This is a genomic window from Acidovorax carolinensis (assembly GCF_002157145.1).
Taxonomy (GTDB): Bacteria; Pseudomonadota; Gammaproteobacteria; order Burkholderiales; family Burkholderiaceae_C; genus Acidovorax; species Acidovorax carolinensis.
Genome location: NZ_CP021361.1, coordinates 1167772 through 1192495, shown reverse-complemented (window position 1 = coordinate 1192495; position 24724 = coordinate 1167772). Strand labels below are relative to the sequence as shown.

Below are 24724 nucleotides of genomic sequence, written 5' to 3'. Positions count from 1 at the left end.
TTCAACCTCCTTATGCGTTGGCCGACTGGATGGCTTCCCACACGCGGTGCGGCGATGCGGGCATGTCGAAGTCGCGCACGCCCAGCGGGCGCAGCGCATCGAGCACGGCGTTGATCACGGCCGGCGGCGAACCGATGGCGCCCGCTTCGCCGCAACCCTTGGTTCCGAGCGGGTTGTGTGTGCAGGGCGTGCACACATGGCCAAGCTGGAACGTGGGAAAGTCATTGGCACGCGGCATGGCGTAATCCATGAGGCTGCCGGTGAGCAACTGGCCGGTTTCGCGGTCGTACACGCAGTTTTCCATCAGCGCCTGGCCAATGCCCTGCACCAGCCCGCCATGCACCTGGCCCTCCACGATCATGGGGTTGATGATGGTGCCGAAGTCGTCCACCGCCGTGAACCGGTCCACGCGGGTCAAGCCGGTGGCCGGGTCTACCTCCACCTCGCAGATGTAGGTGCCTGCGGGGAAGGTGAAGTTGGTGGGGTCGTAAAAGGCCGTTTCGTTGAGCCCGGGTTCAAGCTTGTCGAGCGGGTAGTTGTGCGGCACATAGGCCGTGAGCGCCACCTGGCCAAACGGGATTTTCTTGTCGGTGCCCTTCACCGTGAATTCGCCATTGGCAAAGTCGATGTCGGCGTCGCTCGCCTCCATCAGGTGCGCGGCAATCTTCTTGGCCTTGGCCTCGATCTTGTCGAGCGCCTTCATGATGGCCGCGCCGCCCACGCTGATGGAGCGCGAGCCGTAGGTGCCCATGCCAAACGGCACGCGGCCCGTGTCGCCGTGCACGATGTCCACGTTCTCCACCGGGATGCCCAGGCGCGCGGCCACCACCTGCGCAAACGTGGTTTCATGCCCCTGGCCGTGGCTGTGCGAGCCCGTGAAAACCGTCACGCTGCCGGTGGGGTGCACGCGCACTTCGCCGCATTCGAACAGGCCCGCGCGTGCGCCCAGGGCGCCAGCAATGTTCGACGGCGCAATACCGCAGGCCTCGATGTAGCTGCTGTAGCCGATGCCGCGCTTGAGACCCTTGGCCTCGCTGGCGGCGCGGCGGGCGGCAAAGCCCGCCACATCGGCCAGTTGCTCGGCCTGGTTCATGCAGGCGTGGTAGTCGCCAATGTCGTATTGCAGCGCCACGGGCGTCTGGTGGGGGAAGCTGGTGATGAAGTTGCGCTTGCGGATCTCGTCCTGCGCAAGGCCCATGTCCCAGGCGCAGCGCGTGACCAGGCGCTCGAGCAGGTAGGTGGCCTCGGGCCGGCCCGCGCCACGGTAGGCATCGACCGGCGCCGTGTTGGTGAACCACGCGTCCACCTCCACATACACCTGGGGCGTGCTGTATTGCCCGGCCAGCAGCGTGGCATACAGGATGGTGGGCACCGCGCTGGCAAAGGTGGAGAGGTAGGCGCCCACGTTCGCATCGGTGTGCACCCGCAGGGCCAGGAACTTGCCGTTGGCGTCCATCGCCATTTCGGCGTGGCTCACATGGTCTCGGCCATGGGCATCCGAGAGGAACGACTCGCTGCGGTCAGCCACCCACTTGATGTTGCGGTTGAGCTTTTTGGAGGCCCAGGTGAGGCACACGTCTTCGGCATACAGGAAGATCTTGGAGCCGAAGCCGCCGCCCACATCCGGCGCGATCACGCGCACCTTGTGCTCGGGCAGGCCCATCACAAAGGCTGTCATCAGCAGGCGCTCAACGTGCGGGTTCTGGTTGCTGACATACAGCGTGTATTCGTCGTTGGCGCGGCTGTAGCTGCCAATGGCGGCGCGCGGCTCCATCGCATTGGGGATGAGGCGGTTGTTGACCAGGTCGAGCCGGGTCACATGCGCGGCGCTGGCGAACACGGTGTCCACCGCCCCCTTGTCGCCAATGGCCCATTTGAAGCAGTGGTTGTCGGGCGCGATGTCGTGCAGACCCGCACCGGCCACGGCACCTGACGCCGCATCGGCCACGTTGACCACCGCAGGCAGCACGTCGTAGTCCACCTCCACCAGCTCGGCGGCGTCGCGTGCCTGCTGCTGGGTCTGCGCCACCACCATGGCCACATGGTCGCCCACGTAGCGCACCTTGCCCTGCGCCAGGATGGGATGCGGCGGCTCTTTCATGGGCTGGCCATCGGTGCTGGTGATGAGCCAGCCGCAGGGCAGGCCGTTGATGTGGTCGGCCGCCACATCGGCGCCGGTGAACACGCCCAGCACACCGGGCGCGGCCCTGGCGGCATCCACGTTGATGCGGTTGATTTGGGCGTGCGCGTGCGGCGAGCGCACAAACACGGCATGGCTTTGCGCGGCCAGCACCACGTCATCGGTGTACTGGCCCGCGCCGGTCAGGAAGCGGTAGTCTTCCTTGCGCCTGAGCGACTCGCCGATGTGCGGCAGCTTGGAAAAGTCGGATGCACCCATGGTCTTGTCTCCTTGGATTCTTGTGTGAATCGGCGTGCGCTCAAGCCGACGCCATGGCTTTTTGGCCGACCTGCACCGCACGCACGATGTTCTGGTAGCCCGTGCAGCGGCAGATGTTGCCTTCGAGCAGCTCGCGGATCTCGCCTTCGCTGGCGCCCGGGTGGTTCTTGCACAGGTCCACCGCGCTCATCACCATGCCGGGCGTGCAAAAACCGCACTGCAGGCCGTGGCACTCCTTGAACGCTGCCTGCATGGGGTGCATGGTGCCGTCGGGTGCGGCCAGGCCTTCGATGGTCTGCACCTCGGCGCCCTGCGCCTGCACGGCCAGCATGGCGCAGGATTTGACAGCCCGGCCGTTGACGAGCACGGTGCACGCGCCGCACTGGCTGGTGTCGCAACCCACATGGGTGCCGGTGAGCAGCAGGTGCTCGCGCAGCGCATGGACAAGCAGGGTGTTGGGAGGAACGTCAACACTGGCGGCGCGCCCGTTGACCGTGAACTGGACTTGCATCTGGCTGTCTCCTGGATCGGTGTTGGCTGGAATTGCAATCCGCATCTTGGGCCGCGCACATTCACCGATCCCTAGGGAGAACCCTAGATTCTCCGCAGGCTGCGCGGGATATTCTCAAAATGAAACATGTTGCAGCGCACACCCGCAGCATCATGCGCACTGCGTGTGCAACGTGCACGCCCAGCGCTGGGCCCCATCCCGGGCGGCCAGCACAACACCTTCTTCGGGAATCTCCATGCTTGCCGTTGCCCCGCCACCGCCCGCCGAGCGCCAGCAGCTGATCGCCCAGGCGCGCAGCGCCCTGCTCAGCCAGCGGCCACTGCCCGCTGCGCTGGTCGAGCCCTGGATCGTGCGCTCGTGGCAGCGCTGCCTGGCCCATGGGCACCGGCCCGCGCAGCCGGTGGCGTTCAACACCGTCAGCGCCGCCACCGTGCAGCGCACTGCCGACCAGCACGCCACGCTGTTGCGCGCCGCCCGGCCCGTGCTGGCGCAACTGAGCCGCGCCATTGCGGGCATGCACTATTTCGCCTTGCTGACCGACGCGCGCGGCGTGGTGATCGAGGTGCAGGGCGCGGTGGAACGCCGCGATCCCCGCGCCCGCGCCATCGGCCGCGTGGGCATTGACCTGTCCGAGGCCGCCGTTGGCACCACCGCCATCGGCGCAGCACTGGCCGAGTTGCAGCCGGTGTGGCTGCACCGGGGCGAGCATTTCTTTGATGCCAACAGCGGCTACAGCTGCGCCGGTGCACCCCTGTTCGACCCCCAGGGCCAGTGCGTGGGCATGCTGGACCTGACGGGCGTGGATGTGCCCGAGCGGCCCGAGCTGCGCCACCTGGTCGCCCGCTCGGCCCGCGCCATGGAAGACGCCCTGCTGCTGCAACGGCCACATGCGCTGCTGCTGCGCATCAACTGGCCGGGCAGCACCCTGGGTGGCGAAGGCGACGGCCTGGTGGCACTGGACGCCGACGGCACCCTGGTGGGCACCAACAGCATGGCGCGCCAGCTGGTGCCGCAGCCGCTGCGCCGTCCCGGCATGCCGGTGCATTGCAGCGATCTGCTGGCCCTGCCCTGGCCCCTGCTGTTCGATGCGGCGCAGCGCCAGCCTGCCGCACCGCTGGACCTGCCCCTGTGGTCGGGCCTGCGCCTGCAGGGCATGGCCCTGCGCAGCCATGGGGCCCGTGGGCCTGCGCGCCCGACCCACGCAGCCCCGGCTGCGCCTGTTGCCAGCGGCACGGCACCCCTGCGCGCGGCCGAAACCGCCCTCATCCGCCAGGCCGTGCAGGATGCCCGGGGCAACGTAGCCGAAGCCGCCCGCGCCCTGGGCATCAGCCGCGCCACGGTATACCGCAAGCTCGGTCCATCGAAGCAACGCCGTGCGGCAGAACTTGAGAAAAAGTGCATTGAGCCCTTTATAAATAAGCGCAAACAGCTACTAATTTAATAGCAATTTTGCTTCTGTTGCTTCATTTCTCAGGCTGGCAAAACGCTCGAATCCCGGCGTGCGCAGGGCAAACTTGACCCGCCAGCGGTCCAATCGGGCTGCTGCGCTCGTGCTTGCGGCGACAATCCAGACCGCAAGCCGCGCACCACCCGAACACTCCATGTCCCACGAAGATCCGTCAGGCTTCAACACCCGCCTGTGGCGCCGATTCGTGCAGATCGCACGGCCCTTCTGGCAATCCGAAGAGCGCTGGCGCTCGCGCGGGCTGCTGGCGCTGCTGGTGCTGCTGCTGCTGGGGCAAACCGCCTTCAACGTGTGGTTCAACCACGAAACCGGCGAATTCACCTCGGCCCTGGCGGCGGGCGATGCGGACCGCTTCTGGGCGTCGATCCGGCGCTACACCCTCATCCTGGTGGCGGCCGTGCCGATCTACGCGCTGTATTACTACGTGCGCGACACGCTGGGCCTGCGCTGGCGGCGCTGGCTCACGCAGCATTTTCTGGCGCGTTATTTTGACCAGCGGGCCTACTACCGGCTCAACGCCATCGTGGGCATCGACAACCCCGACCAGCGCATCGCGGAAGACATCAACGCATTCACCCAGCAGTCGCTGTATTTTTCGATGATCGCGCTGGGCTCGGTCATCCAGTTGATCGCGTTTTCGAGCGTGCTGTGGACCATTTCGCAAGGGCTGGTCTATTTTTTGATCGGCTATGCCATCTTTAGCACCGTGTTCACCGCCAAGGTGTTTGGCAAGCGCCTGATCGGGCTGAACTACCGCCAGCTGCAGCGCGAGGCCAATTTCCGCTTCAGCCTGGTGCGGGTGCGCGAGCATGCCGAGCCCATCGCCTTTCACAGCGGCGAGCAGCGCGAAATGTCCACCCTGCGCCGCATTTTTGATGCCCTGTACGCCAACTACCAGCAAGTGCTGCGCTGGCAATTCAAGCTCAACCTGTTCCAGTACACCCACAGCTTTCTGACCATCGTGCTGCCCAGCGTGATCATTGCCAACCAGGTGCTTTCGGGCGAGCTGGAGGTCGGCCGGGCCATCCAGGCCGCCGGAGCCTTTGCCGCCATCCTGAGCGCGCTGACGGTGATCGTCGAGCATTTCGAAAGCCTGAGCCGCTTCTCGGCCGGCGTGGACCGGCTGCATGCGTTTTCCGCCACGCTGGACGACCCGGCCCTGGGGGCCATCCGCGCCGACGATGACGGCGCCAGCGAGCCCCGCTTCGAGGCCGCGGCGCAGATCCATACCCTGCCGGGCTTTGAGCTCGGGGTGACGCAGCTGACCGTGCTCACCCCCAACCGCGAACACCTGCTGCTGCGCGAGCTCACGCTCAGCGTGTCCCCGGGCAAGGGCCTGCTCATCGTGGGGCCCAGCGGCGCGGGCAAAAGCTCGCTGCTGCGCGTGGTGGCGGGGCTCTGGACCACCGGCTCTGGCGAGGTCATGCGCCCCGCCGACCCCGACATGCTGTTTCTGCCCCAGAACCCTTACCTGCCGCTGGGCGACCTGCGCTGCCAGCTGCTCTACCCGCAGACGGAACGCGAGATCTCCGACGAAGAACTGCAGCAATGGCTGGAACGGGTGAACCTGCCCACACTGGCCGAGCGCTTCGGCGGACTCAACGCCCACCTCGACTGGGCCAAGGTGCTGTCGGTTGGCGAGCAGCAGCGCCTGGCCTTTGCCCGCGCGCTGCTGGCCAAGCCCCGCTACCTGCTGCTGGACGAAGCCACCAGCGCACTCGATGCCACCAACGAGGCGCTGCTGTATGGCCAGCTGGCGGGCCTGTCGATCACGCCGGTCAGCGTCAGCCACCACCAGAGCGTGCTGGGCTACCACCACCAGGTGCTGGAACTCACGGGCGACGGCCGCTGGGCGCTGCACGCGGCTGGCGGCTACCGCTGGACCTGAATTCCCCGCGCAGTCCCGCGCAGGCGCCAGCGGGCTGACCTCGCTGCAGGCAAACGTGTCAGGCGCCGGGCTATCATGCCCCCATGCTGATCGAGACCCTGGGAGCCGCGCACGATCTGGGCCGCCTGAAAGAAATTCTGGGCGTGATGGTGCGCCACGGATTTGGCGACACCGTGCGCCGCCTCGGCCTGGCCGACAAGCTGGAGCGCGCAGGCCAGGCACTGCACTGGAACCTGGCGGGCGACCTGACCCGCATCGAGCCACCCGTGCAGGTGCGGCTGGCGCTGGAAGAACTGGGGCCCACGTTCGTCAAGTTCGGGCAACTCCTGGCAGGCCGCGCCGACCTGTTCGGCCCCGACTGGATTGCCGAGTTTGAAAAGCTTCACAGCCATGTCCCGGCCGTGCCCCTGGAGACTTTGCGCCCCCAGTTGTGCGAGGACCTGGGCGGCGAGCCCGAGGAGGTGTTTGCACGCTTTGACACCGAGCCGCTGGCCGCGGCATCGATTGCGCAGGTGCACCGCGCACAGATGCATGACGGCAGCGCAGTCATTGTGAAGATACGCCGCCCCGGCATCAGCGGGGTGATCGAGGCCGATCTGCGCCTGCTGGAGCGGCTGGCCGCGCTGGCCGAAGCCGAGCTTCCCGCCCTCAAACCCTACCGGCCGCAGCAGCTGGTGCGCGAGTTCGCACGATCCCTGCGGCGCGAACTGGACCTTGCGGGCGAATGCCGCAGCGCCGAGCGCATTGCCGGCAACCTCACCAGCCTGCCCTTCATCGTGGTGCCGCGCGTGTACTGGGAACACACCAGTGAACGCATCAACGTGCAGGAGCTCATCCAGGGCGTGCCAGGCGGGCAGCTTGACGCGCTGACACCCGAAGCCGGCTTTGACCGCACCGTGCTGGCCCAGCGCGGCGCGCAGGCCGTGCTCAAGATGATTGTGCAAGACGGCATCTTTCATGCCGACCCGCACCCCGGCAATGTGTTTTACCTGGAAGGCAACCGCATCGCCTTCATCGACTTCGGCATGGTGGGCCGCCTGTCGCAGCGGCGGCGCGACGAGTTGCTACACATGCTGCTGGGTCTGGTGGAGCGCCAGCCGCAGGCGGTGGCCGAGGTGCTGCTGGACTGGGCGGGCGACGCCCACGGGGTGGACCTCGGGCAACTGGAAACGGAGGTGGAAGCCTTTGTGGACCAGTACCACGGCGTGCCCCTGGCCCAACTGCAGCTGGGCCAGATGCTGGCCGACGTGACCGCCATCCTGCGCGAGCACCACCTGGGCCTGCCGCCCGATCTGGCGCTGCTCATCAAGGCCTTCATTTCGCTGGAAGGCATGGGCCGCAATCTGGACCCCGAATTCCACATGACCTCCGAAGCCCTGCCACTGCTGCGCCAGGTGGTGCGCGCCCGCTACCAGCCCCGCGCACTGGCCGGGCGCGCCTGGCAGACCCTGGGCCGGGCACTCGCCACCATCGAGCAATTGCCCGACGACCTGGCGCGCCTGCTGCGCAACGCGCGCCGGGGTCGCCTGCAGGTCGGCATCGAAGTGGCCCACCTCAAGCGGGTGGGCGACCAGATCGACCGCTCTGCCAACCGGCTGTCGATGGCGCTGATCATCGCCGCCCTCATCGTCGGTTCGTCCATCGTGATGACCGTGCAGGGCGGGCCCACGCTGTTCGGACTGCCGGCCTTTGGCTTCCTGGGTTTCTTTGGCGCCGTGGTTTGCGGGCTGTGGCTGGTGCGCGCCATCTGGCGCAGCAGCCACCACCGCGACGACGACTGAGCCCGACGCCAGCCCCCTCACAAAAAAGCACGCCGTGCCCCACCAGGCGGGCACGGCGTGTGAGGCATGCAATGCATGCAACGCGCTTTTTTGCGCCGCTGCCTTCAGCTCAGGGCTTGCCAAACCCCAGACGCTGCAACACGGCCTGCGCGGACGGCTGCAGCAAGGTCTGCGCAAACGTTGCGGCAGGGGCTGGTGCATCGGAGCGCACCGTGAGTCCGTAGGCCGCGCCTACCTGCAGCGCAGCCGGCAACTGCACCACGCGCAGGCGCGGCACCTCGGCCTGCGCCGCCACGGCATTGGTGCAGTAGGTCAGAAACACATCCGCCTGGCGCTGGTCCATCACCCAGGCGTAGGTTCCCCTGCCCGCCGGCGGTTTGGGCGAGTCGGCGCCACCGGTGAGCTTCAGGGCCTTGGCATCGAGTTGCGCAAAGGCGCCCGGCCGCACCCCGTCGGCCTTGCGAAAAAGTGCCCAGGCGTAGTCCCCCGACGGGTCGGCCCGGGGTGTGGAAGTGCCCACGCGCACATCGGCACGCAGCAGGGTGGCCAGCAAGGTTTCGGGCGTGGCGCTGATCTGCTCGCTGGTCAGCGCACACAGGGCATTGCGCGTGAACACCGTGGGCGTTTGCCAGCCGCCGCGCGCCGCCAGGCGCTGGGGATGGTCGGTGTCGGCCGAAGCAAACACCTGCGCGGGCTCGCCTTTTTCGATGCGCTCGCGCAGCAGGCCCGAGGCGCCAAAGGTCAGCGCCACCGGTTGCCCCGTGCGGGCCTCGTGCTGGCGCGCGATCTCGGTCAACGCTTCGCGCAAGCTGCCCGCGGCGTAGACCTGTACCGGCGCGACGTCAGCCATGGAAGGCGCCTTGGTGTTGCTGGAGCACGCGGACAACACCGTTGTCAAGGCTGCGGCGGCCGCAACGGCCATCAGGGAGCGGCGAACCATGGCGAGGCCTCACTTTGCCGCGTTGGGAAAGAACAGCTGCTCGCCACCGATCTTGTAATTGGCAATCACCGTCTGGCCGGCGGGCGAGACCACCCAGTCCACGAATTTCTGTGCGTCCTGCACCTTCACATGCGGATGCTTTGCAGGGTTCACCACCATCACGCCATACTGGTTGAACAGGCGCGTATCGCCCTCCACCAGCACGGCCAGATCGGCGCGGTTCTTGAAGTTGAGCCAGGTGCCGCGGTCGGCCAGCGCGTAGGCGCCGCTGGATGCGGCAATGTTGAGCGCCGGGCCCATGCCACAGCCGCATTCCTTGTAGCCACTGCCCTTGGCGGCATCGGCGCCGGCCAGCTTCCAGTAGCGCAGCTCGGCGGCGTGGGTGCCGCTCTTGTCACCGCGCGAGACAAAATCCCCGTTGCCAGCGGCCAGCTTTTTCAGCGCCTCAACGACGTCCTTGCCCTTGACACCGGCGGGATCGTTCTTGGGGCCCACCAGGATGAAGTCGTTGTACATCACGGGGTAGCGCTTCACGCCCCAGCCGTCGGCGACAAACTTTTCTTCGGCCACCTGGTCGTGCACAAACAGCACATCCGCATCGCCGCGGCGCGCCGTGTCGAGCGCCTGACCCGTGCCCAGTGCCACCACCTTCACATCCAGCCCGCTGGCTTTCTTGAACTCGGGCAGCAGATAGCCGAACAGGCCCGACTGCTCTGTGGACGTGGTGGATGCCATGGTGATGGATTGCGCATGGGCAACCCCACCAACTACAAAAACGATAGCTGGAAGCGCTTTACCAATAAGCGCCAGAGGCCAAAAATGCTTCATATTCTTCATACCATTTCTCCTTTGACAAACATTCGGGCGGCATCGGGCAAGGGGCCGTTGAAAAAATCGTGCACCGGCAAGTCGGCCAGCACAGCACCGTGTTCCAAATAAATCACCCGGCTGGCCAGTCGTTTGACCTGGCCCAGGTTGTGGCTGCTGAAGACCATGGTCACGGGGTGGCCCGGGCCCGCCTGGCCATGGCTGGCGGCCAGGTCGGCCATCAGCAGCTCGACCTCGCGCTTGGCATGGGGGTCGAGGCTGGCGGTGGGCTCGTCGAGCAGCAGCACATCGGGCCGCAGCGCCCAGGCCCGCGCCAGCGCCACCCGTTGCTGCTGGCCTCCCGACAGCGTGCGCGCGTTTTGCGCCGCAATGCCTTCGAGCCCCACGCGCTGCAAGGCCTGCAGCGACTGCGCCCGCGCGTCGCGCCAGCGCACGCCATGCAGCCACAGGCCCAAAGCCACGTTGTGCTGGGCGCTGGCGCGCAGCATGTGCGGGCGCTGGAACAGCATGGCCTGGCGGCTGCCCTCACCCCGCAGCAACTGGCCGCTGCTGGGCTTTGCAAGCCCGTGCAGTACGCGCAGCAGTGTGCTCTTGCCACAGCCATTGGCGCCGATCAACGCCACGCGCTCGCCCGGAGCCACGGTCAGATTCACACCCTGGAGCGCCTGCACCAGGCCATAGCGCACACCCACGCCGCGCAGGGAAAAAACGGGGGGATGGTCGGGTGCGACCACCGATGCGCGGGCCACCATCGCCGCGTCGGGCCACGGCTCAGCCGCGTTCACGACGGGAACTGCGCTCATGCCAGCACCCCGGGCAGGGCGCCCTGCGAGGTGCCATCCACGCCTTCGCGCCAGCGCCGCAACGCAGCGATCAGCACATTGAACGCCAGCACCACGGCCAGCAGCACCATGCCCAGGGCCAGGGCCAGCGGCAGATCGCCCTTGCTCGTTTCCAGGGCGATGGCGGTGGTCATCACGCGCGTGAAGCCGTCGATGTTGCCGCCCACGATCATCACCGCGCCCACCTCGGAAATGGCGCGCCCGAACGATGCAATCAGTACCGTCAGCAGGGCATAGCGCTCGTCCCAGGCCAGCAGCAGGCTGCGCATCACGGGGCCGGCTCCGATCGACTGCAACTGCTCGCCATGGCCGCGCTCGGCATCGGCCACCAGCTGACAGGTCAGGGCCGTGACCACCGGCAGCACCAGCAGGGTCTGGGCAATCACCATCGCCTTGAACGTGAAAAGCCAGCCCAGGGCGCCAAACGGGCCGCTGCGCGACAGCAGCAGATAAACCACCAGCCCGACCACCACCGAAGGCACGGCCAGCATGGTGTTGAGCCAGGCCAGCACGGCGCCCCGGCCCGCAAACCGGGCTACGCCCAGCCACGCGCCCAGCACCACGCCGGCACCGCAGGCCAGCAGGCAGGCCGTGCCGCTGACAGAAAGAGAACGGCCCACGATGGTCCACAAGACAGGGTCGGCCGAAACCGTGAGATGCAGCGCCGTGATGACGCTTTCAGAGAGAGTGGACATGGATTCGACTATCGTATGCACCGAATCAATATCCAGCGATATGAACACCTGTGCATAGGGTCCAACTTCACTACACGCTCAGCCGCGATGCCGGCGACGCCCTGATCCGCAACCCGCTGCCCGAAATGCTGCAGGCGGTGGCGCAGCAGGGCTCCATCTCGGCCGCCGCGCGCGCGCTGGGGCTGTCCTATCGCCATGTGTGGGGCGCCCTCAAGCGCTGGGAAGACCAGCTCGGCGGCGAGCTCGTCACCTGGGGCAAGGGCCAGTCGGCGCAGCTCAGCGAGTTCGGCACCAAGCTGCTGTGGGCCGAGCGCCAGGCCCAGGCGCGCCTGGCACCGCAGATTGCCGCGCTGCACGCGGACCTCGAGCGCGCCTTTGCCGTGGCGTTTGACGACAGCACCCATGTGCTCACCATGTATGCCAGCCACGACGACGCCCTGGGCGCGCTGCGCGCCCACGCCGCCACGCCCGGCGAAGGCGGCGCGCTGCACCTCGATATCCGCTTCACCGGCAGTGTGGACGCCATCCGTGCGCTCAACGAAGGCCGGTGCACGCTGGCAGGATTCCACACGCTGGAAGACCCCGCTGCCGATTCGCTGGCGGCGCGCACCTACCGCCCGCTGCTGCAACCGGGACGGCACAAGATCATTGGCTTTGCGCGGCGCACCCAGGGGCTGATCGTTGCGCGCGGCAATCCGCTGCAACTGCACACCCTGGCCGACGTGGCGCGCACCGGCGCCCGGTTTGTCAACCGGCCACTGGGCACCGGCACACGGGTGCTGCTGGGCGACCTGCTGGCCATGGCCGGGCTCACGCCCGAAGACATCACCGGCTATGACCTGAACGAGCCATCACACGGCGCCGTGGCGCAGGCCGTGGCGGCCGGCGCGGCCGACGTGGGCATGGGTATTGCGCTGGCTGCCCATGTCCGGGGCTGGATTTTGTGCCCCTGGTGCATGAGCGCTACCACCTCGCCTGCCTCAAGTCCACGCTGGACCAGCCCGCCACGCTGGCATTGCGCAACCTGCTGCAGACACCCGAGTGGCTGGCGCACATGCGGGCACTGCCGGGCTACACCCCCTTGCATTGCGGCGAAGTGCTGGCCATGAGCACGGTGCTGCCATGGTGGCGATTCAGCGGTCGCAAACGGGGCGCCAGCGCTAGGCAGAAACCCTGATTGCTATGCTTTTGGAAGCTTCCAGACAAGCCACTGCCGAGGGATAACACCGTCACGCTGCCGTCAGCCTCCGCCTACAGTGCTCCGTAGAATCGCGCGGTTGTCAAAATTTGCTGATCCCGTGCGCCCCTTGGCGACCGGGCGGGCATGTCGCACGCAAAGCTTTCTGATTGGAGACGCCCATGCAGGCCTTACTCAAACTTTCACGCGCCATAGACGCACTCAACGCCTTTGTCGGCAAGTACGTCATCTGGCTCATTTTCGCGGCCACCGCCGTGAGCGCCGTCAACGCGCTGGTACGCAAGATTTTCGGGGTCAGCTCCAATGCCTTCCTGGAAGCGCAGTGGTACCTGTTTGCCTGGTCTTTCCTGGTGGCAGCCGGGTTTACCTTGCTGCACCGCGAGCATGTACGCATTGACGTGGTCAACAGCCGGCTACCCAAGCGCGTCCAGGTGTGGATCGACATCGTGGGCTTTGCATTCTTCCTCACGCCGATTTGCATCCTGGTGCTGTACCTGAGCTGGCCGCTGGTCATCCAGAACTACCAGACCGGCGAAATGTCGGGCAACCCCGGCGGCCTGATCCGCTGGCCCGTGTGGGCGGCGCTGCCCGTGGGCTTCACGCTGCTGATGCTGCAAGGCTGGTCCGAGCTGATCAAGCGCATCGCGTTCCTGCGCGGCCAGGGTCCCGACCCCATGGGCCGCCTCGTCGAAAAATCGTCCGAAGAGGAACTGGTCGAGATCCTGCGCCAGCAACAGGAAGCAGCCGCCGCTGCTGCTGCGGGCACCACCCCACCCGCCTCGCCCGCACGCTGAGTCCACGGAGCATCTTTATCATGGAATTCTTCGCGACCAATTTCGCCCCCTTCATGTTTGCGGGGCTGATCATGTTCCTGCTGCTGGGTTTCCCGGTAGCCTTCAGCCTCGGCGCCTGCGGCCTGTTTTTCGGCTTCGTGGGCATCGAAATGGGCATTTTCCCCAGCTCGGTGCTGTCCTGGCTGCCCCAGCGCCTCATTGGCATCATGGCCAACGACACCTTGCTGGCCGTTCCGTTCTTCACCCTCATGGGTTTGATACTGGAGCGAAGCGGCATGGCCGAGGATTTGCTGGACACCGTGGGCCAGGTCTTTGGGCCGATGCGCGGCGGCCTGGCACTGGCCGTGATCTTTGTCGGCGCCCTGCTGGCAGCCACCACCGGCGTGGTGGCGGCATCGGTCATCTCCATGGGCCTGATCTCGCTGCCCATCATGCTGCGCTATGGCTATGACCGCCGGCTGACCAGTGGCGTGATTGCCGCGTCCGGCACGCTGGCCCAGATCATTCCGCCATCGCTGGTGCTGATCCTGATGGCCGACCAGCTGGGCAAGAGCGTGGGCGACATGTACAAGGGCGCGTTCATGCCCGGCTTCATGCTGATGGGCATGTATGTGCTGTATGTGCTGTTCCTGGCAGTGTTCAAGCCCCACCAGGTGCCCGCCCTGCCGCCAGAAGCACGCACCTACCGCGAACCCAATGGCGGAGGCGGATACACCTCGCTGGCCATTCTGGCCGGGCTGTCTGCCACCGTGTCGATCTTCCTGGCGCGCCACATGGCCGAAGTGCACACCTGGTGGCAGGGCGAACTGGTCACGTCCGTGGCCACAGACGAAAAGGTCGTGGTGGCCATGTGCGGCGGCACGGCTGTGGCGCTGGTCATAGCACTGCTCAACAAGGGTTTCAAGCTGGGCCTGCTCTCGCGCCTGGCAGAACGCGTGACCTTTGTGCTGATCCCGCCCCTGCTGCTGATCTTTCTGGTGCTGGGCACGATCTTTTTGGGCATTGCCACCCCCACCGAAGGCGGTGCCATGGGCGCCATGGGGCCTTGATCATGGGCTGGGCACGCAAGCGCCTGGACATGAAGCTGCTCAAGCAGGCCCTCGCGTCCACCACCAAGCTGTCGAGCTTCGTGATGTTCATCCTGATTGGCGCCACGATGTTCAGCCTGGTGTTCCAGGCGGCTGACGGCCCCATCTGGGTGGAACATCTGCTCACGACACTGCCGGGCGGGCAGGTCGGCTTCCTGATCGCGGTGAACGTGATGGTGTTCTTCCTCGCGTTCTTCCTCGATTATTTCGAGCTGTCGTTCATTGTGGTGCCCCTGCTCGCACCCGTGGCAGACAAGCTGGGCATCGACCTGATCTGGTTTGGTGTGCTGCTGGCGGTGAACATGCAGACCTCGTTCATGCACCCGCCGTTTGGCTTTGCACTGTTCTTCCTGCGCTCGGTGGCGCCCGAAAAGCCCTACATCGACCGCGTCACGCGCAAGACCATGGAGCCCGTCACCACGATGCAGATTTACCGTGGCGCCATTCCCTTCCTGCTGATCCAGCTGACCATGGTGGGTCTCCTGATTGCATTCCCCGGCATCGTCACGGGTGCGCTGGACGCCAAGGTGGAATACAACATGGAAAGCATCGGCGACCAGATGCGCGGCTCTCTGGGTAGTCCTGCCGAAGGCGAATCCTATGGCGCAGAACCGTCCGCAACCCCGGAGGAACCTGCGCCAGGCCCGGACGCATCGATGCCCAGTCCTGAGCCAGCGCCGCAAGCCGAGCCAGCGCCTGCCGATGACCCGCTGAAGGCGATGGAAGACGCATTGAAGAAGCCCACGAACTGACCCGTCAGGACGACCGCTACCCGCCGTCGTCCACCGCCATTGAGAAAGGCCCTTTGAGGGCCTTTTTCTTTGCTGCAGCCAGAGTTGGCGCACCCATGAAAAAGGCCGCGACATGCGCGGCCTGGGAGAGATTTGACAGCCCTTGCGGGCCGTATGCATCAACGGGTCGTCAGATCTTGACGCCGTTCATGTACTGGTTGTAAGGGAACTCGGAGAAGCGGTTCCACAAGATCTGGTCGCGCTGGAAGGTGCGCATGTCTTCGTAGATCTTCTTGAACTCGGGCGACTTGGCGGTGTGCTCTGCGTACACCTCCATGCAGGCCTTGAAGCCGGCGTCGATGACGGCCTTGGGGAAGGCCGTGAGCTTGGTCTTTTCAGCCACCAACTTCTTCAATGCGATCGGGTTGTAGGCGTCGTACTTGGCAGTCATGTCGGTGGCAGACGCCGTCATGGCGGCCTTCAGGATGGCCTTGTTTTCTTCGGACAGCGCGGCGAATTTCTTGTTGTTGACAAAGAATTCCAGGTCAGCGCCGCCTTCCCACCAGCCGGGGTAGTAGTAGAAGGGAGCAACCTTGTTGAAGCCCAGCTTGGCATCGTCGTATGGGCCAACGAACTCGGCGGCATCCAGGGTGCCTTTTTCAAGCGCCTGGTACACATCGCCGGCCGGCATGTTCTGCGAGACCACGCCCAGCTTGGCCATGGCCTCGCCGAACACGCCGCCACCCATGCGCATTTTCAGGCCCTTGAGGTCGGCAGCGGTCTTGATTTCCTTGCGATACCAGCCGCCCATCTGCGTGCCGGTGTTGCCGGCGCTGGCGGTGTGGAAGTTGTACTTCTCAAAGAAGGCATCCAGCAGCTTGCCGCCATTGCCGTATTTTTTCCAGGACGTGCTCTGGCGCGCCGTCAGGCCGAAAGGCACTGCGCAGCTGAACGCAAAGACGGGATCCTTGCCGGTGAAGTAGTAGGCCGCAGACTGCGCCATGTCGATGGTGTCCGATTGCAGCGCATCAACCACACCGAAAGCGGGCATCAGCTCGCCCGCGGGGTGCACGGAAATCTCGAACTTGCCGCCCGACATGGCCTTGACGTTCTTGGACAGCAATTCAGCGCTGCCGAAAATGGTGTCCAGCGACTTGGGGAAGCTGGAAGCAAGTCGCCAACGGACTGCGGCCTGGGCGTGTACAGCAGGCGCAACGCCAGCGGCCAGCACACCGGCAATGCCCGCGTGCTTGATAAGTGAGCGACGATCCATGAGGTTCTCTCCGAAGTATTGTTTGCAGAACTCGACAAGCATATGGGTTGCATTGCAAGCCGAGGGTTTAACGAGCCCAAATCGATTGTAAGAACATGCCCACCCCACCTCTTGCGGGTTTTCCCCCGCAGGGCCTGCAAGCGGCACAAGGCTTCAGCCTTTTGCAAGCATCGCGGGCTTGCCGCGGCGCTCGGGACGGTCAGATCCGCTGCGCCGACATGAAGCTGTCAAAGCGCGCCTCGGCAAAGCGAAACCAGAAGATCTGATCGCGCTGAAAGTTGCGCATGTCTGCGTAGATTCTCTTCCACTCGGGACTGCGGGTATCGTTCTGCGCAAACACCTCCATCGCCGCCCGAAACGCCGCGTCCAGCACAGGCAATGGAAACGGCAGCACCTTGGTTCTGGCCATGACCAATTGCTTGAGTGCATTGGGGTTCAATGCATCGTATTTGGCCAGCATGTCGGCATGGGCCAATGAAGCGGCCGCGTTGACAATGGCTTTCAAATCGGCCGGCAGCGCCGCAAAGGCCTTGCGATTGATGAAGAAATCCAGCTCCAGCCCACCCTCCCACCAGCCCGGGTAGTAGTAGTACGGCGCAACCTTGTTGAACCCCAGTTTCTGGTCGTCGTAGGGCCCGACCCATTCCGCAGCATCAATGCTGCGCTGGTGCAGGGCCTGGTAAATTTCGCCACCCGGCATATCCAGCGCAACAGCGCCCATCCGGGTCATCACATCGCCCACCAGCCCACCTCCCAGGCGCATCCGCATGCCCTTGAAGTCCGAGACACCCCGGATCTCCTTGAGGTACCAGCCCCCCATCTGCGTACCGGTATTGCCCCCCGCAAAGCTGAGCAGGTTGTAGCCCGCATAAAAGTCGTCCATCAGCCGCCGCCCATTGCCGTGCAGCATCCAGGCATTCATTTGCCGCGCATTGAACCCGAACGGGATGGCCGACCCCAGCGCGAACGCCTGGTTGCGGCCATAGAAGTAATAGGGTGCCGTGTGGGCCATTTCCACCGTGCCGCTTTGCACCGCATCGAGCACATCGAACGCCGGAACCAGCGCTCCCGCGGCATGCACCACGACCTCAAACCGGCCCGCTGACAGGGCGTTGACGGCTTTGGAAAAAACCTCGGCGCCACCGTAAATGGTGTCCAGCGATTTGGGGAAACTGGAAGCCAGGCGCCACCGCACTGCAGCCTGGGCATGCACAGCAGGGGCCAGGCCCGTCGCCAGCACAGAGGCAATGCCCGCATTCCGCAGGGCTGAACGACGATTCATGGGGCTTGAATCCATTGACGGTGCCTCGCCACGCCCCGCTGGTCAGCCCAGGCTGAAATGCCCGCGAATGGCGTTTTCGATGCCGGTGGCGTCCAGCCCTTGCAGCGCGAGCAGTTTGGCCGGATCACCATGCTCGATGAACACATCGGGCAGCCCCAGCTGCAGCACGGGCAACACCACCTTGGCGGCGGCCAGCGCCTCCAGCACGGCGCTGCCCGCGCCGCCCATGATGGCGCCCTCTTCCAGCGTTACGAGCGCATCGTGGCGCGCTGCCACTTCGAGCAGCAGCGCCTGGTCAAGCGGCTTGGCCCAGCGCATGTTCACCACCGTGGCATCCAGGGCCTCTGCCGCCTGCAGCGCCGGATACAGCAAGGTGCCAAAGGCCAGAATCGCAATGCGCGGAGCCCCTGCATCGGCCCCGCCTGCCTTGCGCTCGCGGCGGATTTCGCCCTTGCCGAACGGCAGGCCTTCCAGCCCGCGCAGGGGTGCCACGCCAGCACCGGCACCGCGCGGGTAGCGCACGGCAACGGGATGATCCTGCGCGAACGCAGTGCTCAGCAGCTGGCGGCATTCGCGCTCGTCGGCCGGGCAAGCCATGCTCATGTTGGGAATGCAGCGCACAAAGGGGATGTCGTAGGCGCCCGCATGGGTGGCGCCGTCGGCCCCCACCAGGCCAGCGCGGTCCAGCGCAAACACCACGGGCAGGTTCTGCAGCGCCACGTCGTGGATCATCTGGTCGTAGCCGCGCTGCAAAAAGGTGGAGTAGATCGCCACCACGGGTTTGACGCCCTCGCAGGCCATGCCCGCCGCGAAGGTGATGGCATGCTGCTCGGCAATGCCCACATCGTAGTAGCGGTCGGGAAAGCGCTTTTCAAACTCGACCATGCCCGAGCCTTCGCGCATGGCCGGGGTGATGCCCACCAGCCGGCCGTCCTGCGCCGCCATGTCGCACAGCCACTCGCCAAACACCTGCGTGAAGGTCTGCTTGGGCGCGGCGGTGCTTTTGACCAGGCCCACGGCCGGGTCGAACTTGCCGGGTCCGTGGTAGGCCACGGGATCGGCCTCGGCCAGCTTGTAGCCCTGGCCTTTTTTGGTGACCACATGCAGGAACTGCGGGCCTTTGAGACCCTTGATGTTTTCCAGGGTGGGGATGAGCGAATCGAGGTCGTGCCCGTCGATGGGCCCGATGTAGTTGAAACCGAATTTCTCGAACAGCGTGGCCGGCACCACCATGCCCTTGGCCTGTTGCTCCAGCCGCTTGGCCAGCTCGAGCAGCGGCGGGGCGTTCTTGAGCACGCTCTTGCCCACATTCTTGGCGGCCGCGTAGAACTGCCCGCTCATGAGCTGGGCCAGGTAACGGTTGAGCGCGCCCACGGGCGGGCTGATGCTCATGTCGTTGTCGTTGAGGATGACGAGCAGGTTGGCATCGGCCACACCGGCGTTGTTCAAGGCCTCGAAGGCCATGCCGGCCGTCATGGCGCCGTCGCCGATGATCGCCACGGCATGCCGGTTTTCACCCTTGCGCTGCGCGGCCAGCGCCATGCCCAGGGCGGCCGAGATGCTGGTGCTCGAATGCGCCGTGCCAAAGGTGTCGTAAACGCTTTCCGCTCGCTGCGGAAAACCCGAAATGCCGCCGAGCTGGCGCAGCGTGTGCATGCGGTCGCGCCGGCCGGTCAGTATCTTGTGCGGGTAGGTCTGGTGGCCCACGTCCCACACCAGCCGGTCTTCGGGCGTGTGGAACACATGGTGCAGCGCCACGGTGAGCTCCACGGTGCCCAGGTTGGAGCTCAGGTGCCCCCCCGTCTGGGACACGCTCTGGATCACGAACGCGCGCAGTTCGGTGGCCAGTTGCTTGAGATCGGCGCGCGACAAGTGGCGCAGATCCGCAGGGTCGTTGATGGTCTGCAGCAGGGAGAAGGATGTCGTGGACATTTACTATTATTTTGATAGCTTATGGCGCTTCATACACAAGCGCCAGAGGCCAGTTTGACATTCAATGCATCGGTATCGGACCAGAACGGGGCTTCGTCAATAGGACCGGTTCACCACCATGTCGGCCAGTGCCGCCAGCGCACGCGTGTCGGCCAGGCCCGATGCCGCCAGTGCGGCCTGTGCCTGCGCCAGCAGCTCTTGCGCGTGGGCTTGCGCCGGCGCCAGCCCAAGCAGAGAGACATAGGTGGGCTTGTCGCTCGCGGCATCCTTGCCGGCTGTCTTGCCCAGCGTGGCCGAGTCGGCAACCACATCCAGAATATCGTCCACCACCTGAAACGCCAGACCGAGCGCCGCACCGTAGCCCTCCAGCGCCTTTTGCGCTGTGGCGCCGGCCCCGCCGCAAGCCGCGCCCATCATCACGCTGGCCTGGAGCAGTGCCCCGGTCTTGAGGCGGTGCATCTGGCGCAACTGTTCCTGCGTCAGCGCCAGCCCCACGCTGGCCAGGTCGATCGCCTGACCGCCCGCCATGCCCGCCGAACCGGCCGCGCGCGCCAGCTGGCGGCACAGCGTGGCCTGCACAGCCGGGGGAATGCGCGCGTCGTCGGGCGTGAGCAATTCAAAAGCAAACGCCTGCAGGGCATCGCCCGCCAGCAGGGCCTGCGCCTCGCCAAACTGCACATGCACCGTGGGCTTGCCCCGGCGCAGCACATCGTTGTCCATGCAGGGCATGTCGTCGTGTACCAGCGAATAGGCATGGATCAACTCGACGGCACACGCGGCGCGCAGCGCCGCTTCATCCATCCCGGCGCGCAGGGTCGCCTCGTCCATTCCGGCGCGCAGCGCGGTGTCGCTCCCCGTAGGGCCAGCCCCGTTATGCACCGCCTCATAGGCCGCAAGCACCAGCAGCGGTCGCAGGCGCTTGCCGCCGTCGAGCACTGCGTAGCGCATGGCCTCGCCCAAGCCGGCAGGGGCGCCCTCGCCCACCCACTGGCCCAGTGCCCGCTCGACCCGATCAAGGTGATGGCGGCTCCAGCCGGCCAGATCAAAAGCGGCCGGGATGCTGCGCTGCACGGCCATCATTCCTGCGTCCATGGCTGCAGCGTGCCTTCGTCGAGCACCTTGATCTGGTCCTGCACCGCGTCGAGCCGGTGGCGGCAAAAGGCCAGCAGGGTGGCCCCGCGCTGGTAGCCGGCCAGCATCTGGTCCAGCGGCAGCTGGCCCGACTCGATGCGGCCCACGAGCTGCTCCAGCTCTTCCAGCGCCGCTTCATAGCTGGCAGGTTCGGCGGGTGGGGCGTTGGAGGCAGAGGCCTTGGGCATGGGCAGGAGGGCAGTAGTTGCGCGGGTGAAACGAACGATTTTAGGCGCAGCGCCTGGAACGGTGCAGCCACCTGCGCGCCAGGGATGACCTGCATAACCCTCGCGTATCTGTTGGTAGCGCGGATCGGGATGGGCCGCAAGACGTCTTTTTGCTGCCAATAGCCGGGCTATTGGCAAGAAAAGCAACGCAGCGGGTCGCCCGAGACCGCGCTGTCACAGACCGCAGGGAGTTATACAGCTCACCCCTTGGGGCTTTGCACCCGCGTTGCGGCGGCACGCATCTGCGGCGCGCCCCCCTCAGCCGGGCAGCGGCCACCGGCCGTACCGTGATTGGCAATACACGCATGGGGGGTGCGGGAATAACCCCACCGCCTATAATCCCATTCCCATCGAGCCGGCTAGTCACCTAGCCGGTTTTCTTTTTCCAAATGCGCCCCGGCGCACCTCCCTGTGGGGAGTCTTTAGGTCAGGTCACCCATGTCTGATTTAAGTCTTCGACTGCAGCAGGCCGCAAGCCAACTACCAGTTTCAAGCTACTTTGACGAGGCGCTGTTCCAGCGCGAATTGGAAACCATCTTCCAGCGCGGGCCCCGCTATGTGGGGCACCAGCTTTCCGTGCCCAACGCGGGCGACTACCACGCCCTGCCCCAGGAGGGCGAAGGGCGCGCGCTGGTGCGCAATGCCCAGGGCGGCGTGGAGCTGATCTCCAACGTCTGCCGCCATCGCCAGGCCGTCATGCTCAAGGGCCGCGGCTCGCTCAACACCCAGCAAAAGGGCAGTGCGGGCGGCAACATCGTGTGCCCGCTGCACCGCTGGACCTACAAGGCCAGCGGCGAGCTGCTGGGCGCGCCGCATTTCGCGCACGATCCCTGCCTGAACCTCAACAACTACCCGTTGCACGACTGGAACGGGCTGCTGTTTGAAGACAACGGCACCAACGTGGCGGCCGACCTGGCAGGCATCGGCCCGCGCGCCGACCTCGACTTCACGGGCTTTGCGCTCGATCGCATCGAGCTGCATGAGTGCAACTACAACTGGAAGACCTTCATCGAGGTCTATCTGGAGGACTACCACGTCGGCCCCTTCCACCCGGGTCTGGGGCATTTCGTCACCTGCGACGACCTGCGCTGGGAGTTCGGCAAGAACTACTCGGTGCAGACCGTGGGAGTGGCCAACCGCCTGGGCAAGGCCGGCAGCCCCGTGTATGAACGCTGGCACGAGGCGCTGCTGGCCTACCGCAATGGCGTGCCGCCATCGCATGGCGCCATCTGGCTCACGCTGTACCCGCACATCATGGTCGAGTGGTATCCGCATGTGCTCACCGTGTCCACGCTGCACCCGGTCAGCCCCACCAAGACACTGAACATGGTGGAGTTCTACTACCCCGAGGAAATCGCGGCCTTCGAGCGCGAATTCGTCGAGGCGCAGCAGGCCGCCTACATGGAAACCTGCATCGAGGACGACGAGATCGGCGAACGCATGGATGCGGGCCGCAAGGCATTGCTGGCGCGCGGCGACAACGAAGTGGGCCCTTACCAGAGCCCCATGGAAGATGGCATGCAGCACTTTCACGAGTGGTATCGCGAGGCCATGGGCACGGCGACGCCAAAGGGCTGAATACGGCGCCCAAACGCGCCCAATACGCCAGACAGCGCCTCTTCGCTCTTATTACAATAGCTGCCAACGCTTGCCAATCAAGCGCTGGCGGCTTTTTTCTTTTCAACCCTGTTTATTCACCTGATTCCATGCAAGCCCTCTGGATGGTGCTGGCCGCGTTCCTGTTCGCAAGCATGGGCGTATGCGTCAAGATCGCTTCGGCCCATTTCAACGCGGCCGAACTGGTCTGCTATCGCGGCCTCATCGGCATCGTGATCCTGTGGCTGCTGGCCCGCTCCCAGCGCGTGACGCTGGCCACCCGCTACCCCGGCATGCACGCCTGGCGCAGCCTGGTGGGCGTGGCGTCGCTGGGCGCCTGGTTCTACGCCATTGCCCACCTGCCGCTGGCCACCGCCATGACGCTCAACTACATGAGCAGCGTCTGGATCGCCGCCTTTCTGGTGGGCGGCGCGCTGCTGGCCTGGCGCCCTTCGGCCGCATCGCCGCGCCCGGCGTTCCAGGGCCCGCTGGTGCTGACGGTGCTGACCGGCTTTGTCGGCGTGGTGATGATGCTGCGCCCCAGCCTTGAGCAGAACCAGGCCTTTGCCGGCCTGATCGGACTCATGTCGGGCATGACAGCCGCCTTTGCCTACATGCAGGTGGTGGCCCTGTCGCGGCTGGGCGAGCCCGAGTCGCGCACGGTGTTCTATTTTGCGGTGGGCTCGGCCGTGGCTGGTGGCGCGGCCCTGCTGGTCACCGGCACGTCGCCCTGGCCCGGCTGGCCCGCGCTGTGGCTGCTGCCCATCGGGGTGCTGGCAGCGGGCGGGCAGCTATGCATGACCCGCGCCTATGCCAGCGCCAAAACCCAGCGCGGCACCCTGGTGGTGGCCAACCTGCAGTATTCGGGCATTGTGTTTGCGGCCATTTACAGCGTGGCGCTGTTTGGCGACCAGATTCCGCCCATGGGCTGGATCGGCATGGTGCTGATTGTGGGCAGCGGCATCGTGGCCACCGTGCTGCGCACCCGCGCCGCGCCAGGGGCGCCGGCCGAGGAACATTGACACAATGGGGTCCGTCCGTTTGACCGGGTGCCCGTGCGCCCCACAGCCCATGACCTACACCACCCTGATTTCCGCCACCGACCTGCAGTCCCTGATCGCCAGCGGTGCGCCGCTGATGGTGTTTGACTGCAGCTTTGACCTGACCCAACCTTCGGCGGGCGCACAACAATACGCCGATGCCCACATCCCCGGCGCCACTTACGCCAACCTGGACACCGACCTGAGCGCCCGGCATGGCGCGCCCGGCGCCACGGGCACCGTCACCGCGCAAGAGGCCGATGAACCTGCCTCGGGCGGCCGCCACCCGCTGCCCAGCCGCGAACGCTTTGCCATGTGGCTGTCGAGCGTGGGCTTTGCCAATGGCATGCAGGCCGTGGTGTACGACCGCAACGGCGCCAACTACTGTGGCCGCCTGTGGTGGATGCTCAAATGGGCGGGGCACGATGCCGTGGCCGTGCTCGACGGCGGCCTGCAGGCCTGGCAGGCGGCCGGCGGTGCCCTCGCCAGTGGCGCCGAACCCGCACGATTCCAGTCCAACTTCGAGCTCCGCGCCCCTCTGCGCCCACTGGCCAGCGCGGCCGATGTGCAGGCCGCATTGCAGCAACCGGGCCAGACGCTGATTGATGCCCGGGGCGCGCCCCGCTACCGCGGCGAAGTGGAACCGCTGGACCCGGTGGCCGGGCATATTCCGGGCGCCCTCAATCGCCCGTTCACCGAAAACATCGGCGCCGACGGCCGCTTCAAGCCGGCCGCCGTGTTGCGCGCTGAGTTCGAGGCCTTGCTGGCGGGCCGCGACCCGGCCACCGTGGTCCACCAGTGCGGCAGCGGCGTGAGCGCCCTGCCCAACATGCTGGCCATGGAAGTGGCCGGACTCGGAAAAACCACGCTTTTTGCGGGCAGCTGGAGCGAATGGTGCAGCGACCCGTCGCGCCCGGTGGAGCGCGGGTAACGCCTGACGACGGTTTTTTGCAGCAGGCCGCTGGCCTACCAAGGGGGCGATGGGGCTGCGGCGCGTGTAAGGCAAATTCCTACAAGCCCCACCCCGAAACCAGACGCGCGGCACAGCCAAACCCCGACTTAATTTTTGATTGGGGCAGTTTCA

18 protein-coding genes and 2 pseudogenes are annotated in these 24724 nt (G+C 65.8%); 9 read left to right on the top strand and 11 right to left on the bottom strand.

All coding sequences use genetic code 11. The features are described from left to right. Positions 1-10 precede the first annotated feature (10 nt). Both CBP34_RS05595 and CBP34_RS05590 read right to left on the bottom strand, forming a co-directional pair. A complete protein-coding gene (locus CBP34_RS05595; RefSeq protein ID WP_094097514.1) occupies positions 11-2398 on the bottom strand; it encodes a xanthine dehydrogenase family protein molybdopterin-binding subunit in 2388 nt (795 codons plus the stop codon). A 40-nt stretch (positions 2399-2438) separates the two neighbouring features. Then, positions 2439-2909: a (2Fe-2S)-binding protein gene (locus CBP34_RS05590; protein ID WP_086911788.1), complete on the bottom strand. Its 471-nt coding sequence runs from the start codon at positions 2907-2909 to the stop codon at positions 2439-2441. 235 nt (positions 2910-3144) lie between these two features. Between CBP34_RS05590 and CBP34_RS05585 the strand changes: the two genes are divergently transcribed. The 3 genes from CBP34_RS05585 (at position 3145) to CBP34_RS05575 (ending at position 8043) form a co-directional block, all read left to right on the top strand. Beyond that, positions 3145-4350: a helix-turn-helix domain-containing protein gene (locus tag CBP34_RS05585; RefSeq protein WP_094097513.1), complete on the top strand. Its 1206-nt coding sequence runs from the start codon at positions 3145-3147 to the stop codon at positions 4348-4350. A 160-nt stretch (positions 4351-4510) separates the two neighbouring features. Beyond that, on the top strand, positions 4511-6262 hold the full coding sequence (locus tag CBP34_RS05580; protein WP_094097512.1) for an ABC transporter ATP-binding protein/permease: 1752 nt from the start codon (positions 4511-4513) through the stop codon (positions 6260-6262). An 83-nt stretch (positions 6263-6345) separates the two neighbouring features. Continuing rightward, the gene (locus CBP34_RS05575) at positions 6346-8043 is read left to right on the top strand and encodes an ABC1 kinase family protein (protein ID WP_094097511.1); all 1698 of its coding nucleotides are present in this window, start codon (positions 6346-6348) and stop codon (positions 8041-8043) included. 109 nt (positions 8044-8152) lie between these two features. On the opposite strand, the gene CBP34_RS05570 is transcribed toward CBP34_RS05575, so the two are convergent. The 4 genes from CBP34_RS05570 to CBP34_RS05555 are packed head-to-tail and all read right to left on the bottom strand — an operon-like array spanning position 8153 to position 11348. Then, a complete protein-coding gene (locus tag CBP34_RS05570) occupies positions 8153-8983 on the bottom strand; it encodes a molybdate ABC transporter substrate-binding protein (protein ID WP_094097510.1) in 831 nt (276 codons plus the stop codon). A gap of 9 nt (positions 8984-8992) precedes the next feature. Further along, complete coding sequence (locus tag CBP34_RS05565) at positions 8993-9820, bottom strand: ABC transporter substrate-binding protein (protein WP_094097509.1); 828 nt, start codon at positions 9818-9820, stop codon at positions 8993-8995. Further along, positions 9817-10614, bottom strand: a complete 798-nt coding sequence (locus CBP34_RS05560) for an ABC transporter ATP-binding protein (protein ID WP_208616373.1) — start codon at positions 10612-10614, stop codon at positions 9817-9819. Before CBP34_RS05560 ends, CBP34_RS05565 begins: the two co-directional genes overlap by 4 nt. Then, positions 10611-11348 carry an ABC transporter permease gene (locus CBP34_RS05555; protein ID WP_094097508.1) on the bottom strand — a complete coding sequence of 246 codons (738 nt, stop codon included), beginning with the start codon at positions 11346-11348 and terminating at the stop codon, positions 10611-10613. The genes CBP34_RS05560 and CBP34_RS05555 overlap by 4 nt, the downstream gene beginning before the upstream one ends. A gap of 50 nt (positions 11349-11398) precedes the next feature. Between CBP34_RS05555 and CBP34_RS05550 the strand changes: the two are divergent. The 3 genes and pseudogenes from CBP34_RS05550 to CBP34_RS05540 all read left to right on the top strand — a co-directional run bounded on the left by CBP34_RS05550 (position 11399) and on the right by CBP34_RS05540 (position 15180). Then, positions 11399-12525, top strand: a pseudogene (locus CBP34_RS05550) (substrate-binding domain-containing protein). Positions 12526-12707: 182 nt separating this feature from the next. After that, positions 12708-13340, top strand: a complete 633-nt coding sequence (locus CBP34_RS05545) for a TRAP transporter small permease subunit (protein WP_094097507.1) — start codon at positions 12708-12710, stop codon at positions 13338-13340. A gap of 20 nt (positions 13341-13360) precedes the next feature. Continuing rightward, a pseudogene (locus tag CBP34_RS05540) lies at positions 13361-15180 on the top strand (TRAP transporter large permease). A 169-nt stretch (positions 15181-15349) separates the two neighbouring features. Here CBP34_RS05540 and CBP34_RS05535 read toward each other — a convergent pair. The 5 genes from CBP34_RS05535 to xseB form a co-directional block, all read right to left on the bottom strand. Further along, positions 15350-16432, bottom strand: a complete 1083-nt coding sequence (locus CBP34_RS05535) for a TRAP transporter substrate-binding protein (RefSeq protein WP_086911778.1) — start codon at positions 16430-16432, stop codon at positions 15350-15352. Positions 16433-16631: 199 nt separating this feature from the next. Next, entirely contained in the window at positions 16632-17714 is a 1083-nt protein-coding gene (locus CBP34_RS05530) for a TRAP transporter substrate-binding protein (RefSeq protein WP_086911777.1), read from the bottom strand. Positions 17715-17756: 42 nt separating this feature from the next. Next, positions 17757-19646: a 1-deoxy-D-xylulose-5-phosphate synthase gene (dxs, locus tag CBP34_RS05525; protein WP_094097506.1), complete on the bottom strand. Its 1890-nt coding sequence runs from the start codon at positions 19644-19646 to the stop codon at positions 17757-17759. A 96-nt stretch (positions 19647-19742) separates the two neighbouring features. Further along, positions 19743-20738, bottom strand: a complete 996-nt coding sequence (locus CBP34_RS05520) for a polyprenyl synthetase family protein (protein WP_208616372.1) — start codon at positions 20736-20738, stop codon at positions 19743-19745. Continuing rightward, positions 20723-20965: an exodeoxyribonuclease VII small subunit gene (gene xseB / locus CBP34_RS05515; protein ID WP_086911775.1), complete on the bottom strand. Its 243-nt coding sequence runs from the start codon at positions 20963-20965 to the stop codon at positions 20723-20725. Before xseB ends, CBP34_RS05520 begins: the two co-directional genes overlap by 16 nt. Positions 20966-21442: 477 nt before the next feature. Between xseB and CBP34_RS05510 the strand changes: the two genes are divergently transcribed. The 3 genes from CBP34_RS05510 to CBP34_RS05500 all read left to right on the top strand — a co-directional run bounded on the left by CBP34_RS05510 (position 21443) and on the right by CBP34_RS05500 (position 24571). After that, a complete protein-coding gene (locus CBP34_RS05510; RefSeq protein ID WP_094097505.1) occupies positions 21443-22582 on the top strand; it encodes an aromatic ring-hydroxylating oxygenase subunit alpha in 1140 nt (379 codons plus the stop codon). Positions 22583-22710: 128 nt separating this feature from the next. Continuing rightward, complete coding sequence (locus CBP34_RS05505; RefSeq protein ID WP_094097504.1) at positions 22711-23622, top strand: DMT family transporter; 912 nt, start codon at positions 22711-22713, stop codon at positions 23620-23622. Between the two features lie 49 nt (positions 23623-23671). Beyond that, positions 23672-24571 carry a sulfurtransferase gene (locus CBP34_RS05500; RefSeq protein ID WP_086926871.1) on the top strand — a complete coding sequence of 300 codons (900 nt, stop codon included), beginning with the start codon at positions 23672-23674 and terminating at the stop codon, positions 24569-24571. Positions 24572-24724: the final 153 nt, after the last annotated feature.

Excerpts from the sequence above, each read along its gene's own strand:
- CBP34_RS05580 (WP_094097512.1), top strand. The coding sequence starts at position 4,511 with ATGTCCCACGAAGATCCGTCAGGCTTCAACACCCGCCTGTGGCGCCGA.
- CBP34_RS05520 (WP_208616372.1), bottom strand. The coding sequence starts at position 20,738 with ATGGACGCAGGAATGATGGCCGTGCAGCGCAGCATCCCGGCCGCTTTT.
- CBP34_RS05560 (WP_208616373.1), bottom strand. The coding sequence starts at position 10,614 with ATGAGCGCAGTTCCCGTCGTGAACGCGGCTGAGCCGTGGCCCGACGCG.
- CBP34_RS05590 (WP_086911788.1), bottom strand. The coding sequence starts at position 2,909 with ATGCAAGTCCAGTTCACGGTCAACGGGCGCGCCGCCAGTGTTGACGTT.
- CBP34_RS05585 (WP_094097513.1), top strand. The coding sequence starts at position 3,145 with ATGCTTGCCGTTGCCCCGCCACCGCCCGCCGAGCGCCAGCAGCTGATC.
- CBP34_RS05530 (WP_086911777.1), bottom strand. The coding sequence starts at position 17,714 with ATGAATCGTCGTTCAGCCCTGCGGAATGCGGGCATTGCCTCTGTGCTG.
- CBP34_RS05575 (WP_094097511.1), top strand. The coding sequence starts at position 6,346 with ATGCTGATCGAGACCCTGGGAGCCGCGCACGATCTGGGCCGCCTGAAA.
- CBP34_RS05570 (WP_094097510.1), bottom strand. The coding sequence starts at position 8,983 with ATGGTTCGCCGCTCCCTGATGGCCGTTGCGGCCGCCGCAGCCTTGACA.
- CBP34_RS05555 (WP_094097508.1), bottom strand. The coding sequence starts at position 11,348 with ATGTCCACTCTCTCTGAAAGCGTCATCACGGCGCTGCATCTCACGGTT.
- CBP34_RS05535 (WP_086911778.1), bottom strand. The coding sequence starts at position 16,432 with ATGGATCGTCGCTCACTTATCAAGCACGCGGGCATTGCCGGTGTGCTG.
- xseB (WP_086911775.1), bottom strand. The coding sequence starts at position 20,965 with ATGCCCAAGGCCTCTGCCTCCAACGCCCCACCCGCCGAACCTGCCAGC.
- CBP34_RS05595 (WP_094097514.1), bottom strand. The coding sequence starts at position 2,398 with ATGGGTGCATCCGACTTTTCCAAGCTGCCGCACATCGGCGAGTCGCTC.
- CBP34_RS05510 (WP_094097505.1), top strand. The coding sequence starts at position 21,443 with ATGTCTGATTTAAGTCTTCGACTGCAGCAGGCCGCAAGCCAACTACCA.
- CBP34_RS05500 (WP_086926871.1), top strand. The coding sequence starts at position 23,672 with ATGACCTACACCACCCTGATTTCCGCCACCGACCTGCAGTCCCTGATC.
- CBP34_RS05565 (WP_094097509.1), bottom strand. The coding sequence starts at position 9,820 with ATGAAGAATATGAAGCATTTTTGGCCTCTGGCGCTTATTGGTAAAGCG.
- dxs (WP_094097506.1), bottom strand. The coding sequence starts at position 19,646 with ATGTCCACGACATCCTTCTCCCTGCTGCAGACCATCAACGACCCTGCG.
- CBP34_RS05505 (WP_094097504.1), top strand. The coding sequence starts at position 22,711 with ATGCAAGCCCTCTGGATGGTGCTGGCCGCGTTCCTGTTCGCAAGCATG.
- CBP34_RS05545 (WP_094097507.1), top strand. The coding sequence starts at position 12,708 with ATGCAGGCCTTACTCAAACTTTCACGCGCCATAGACGCACTCAACGCC.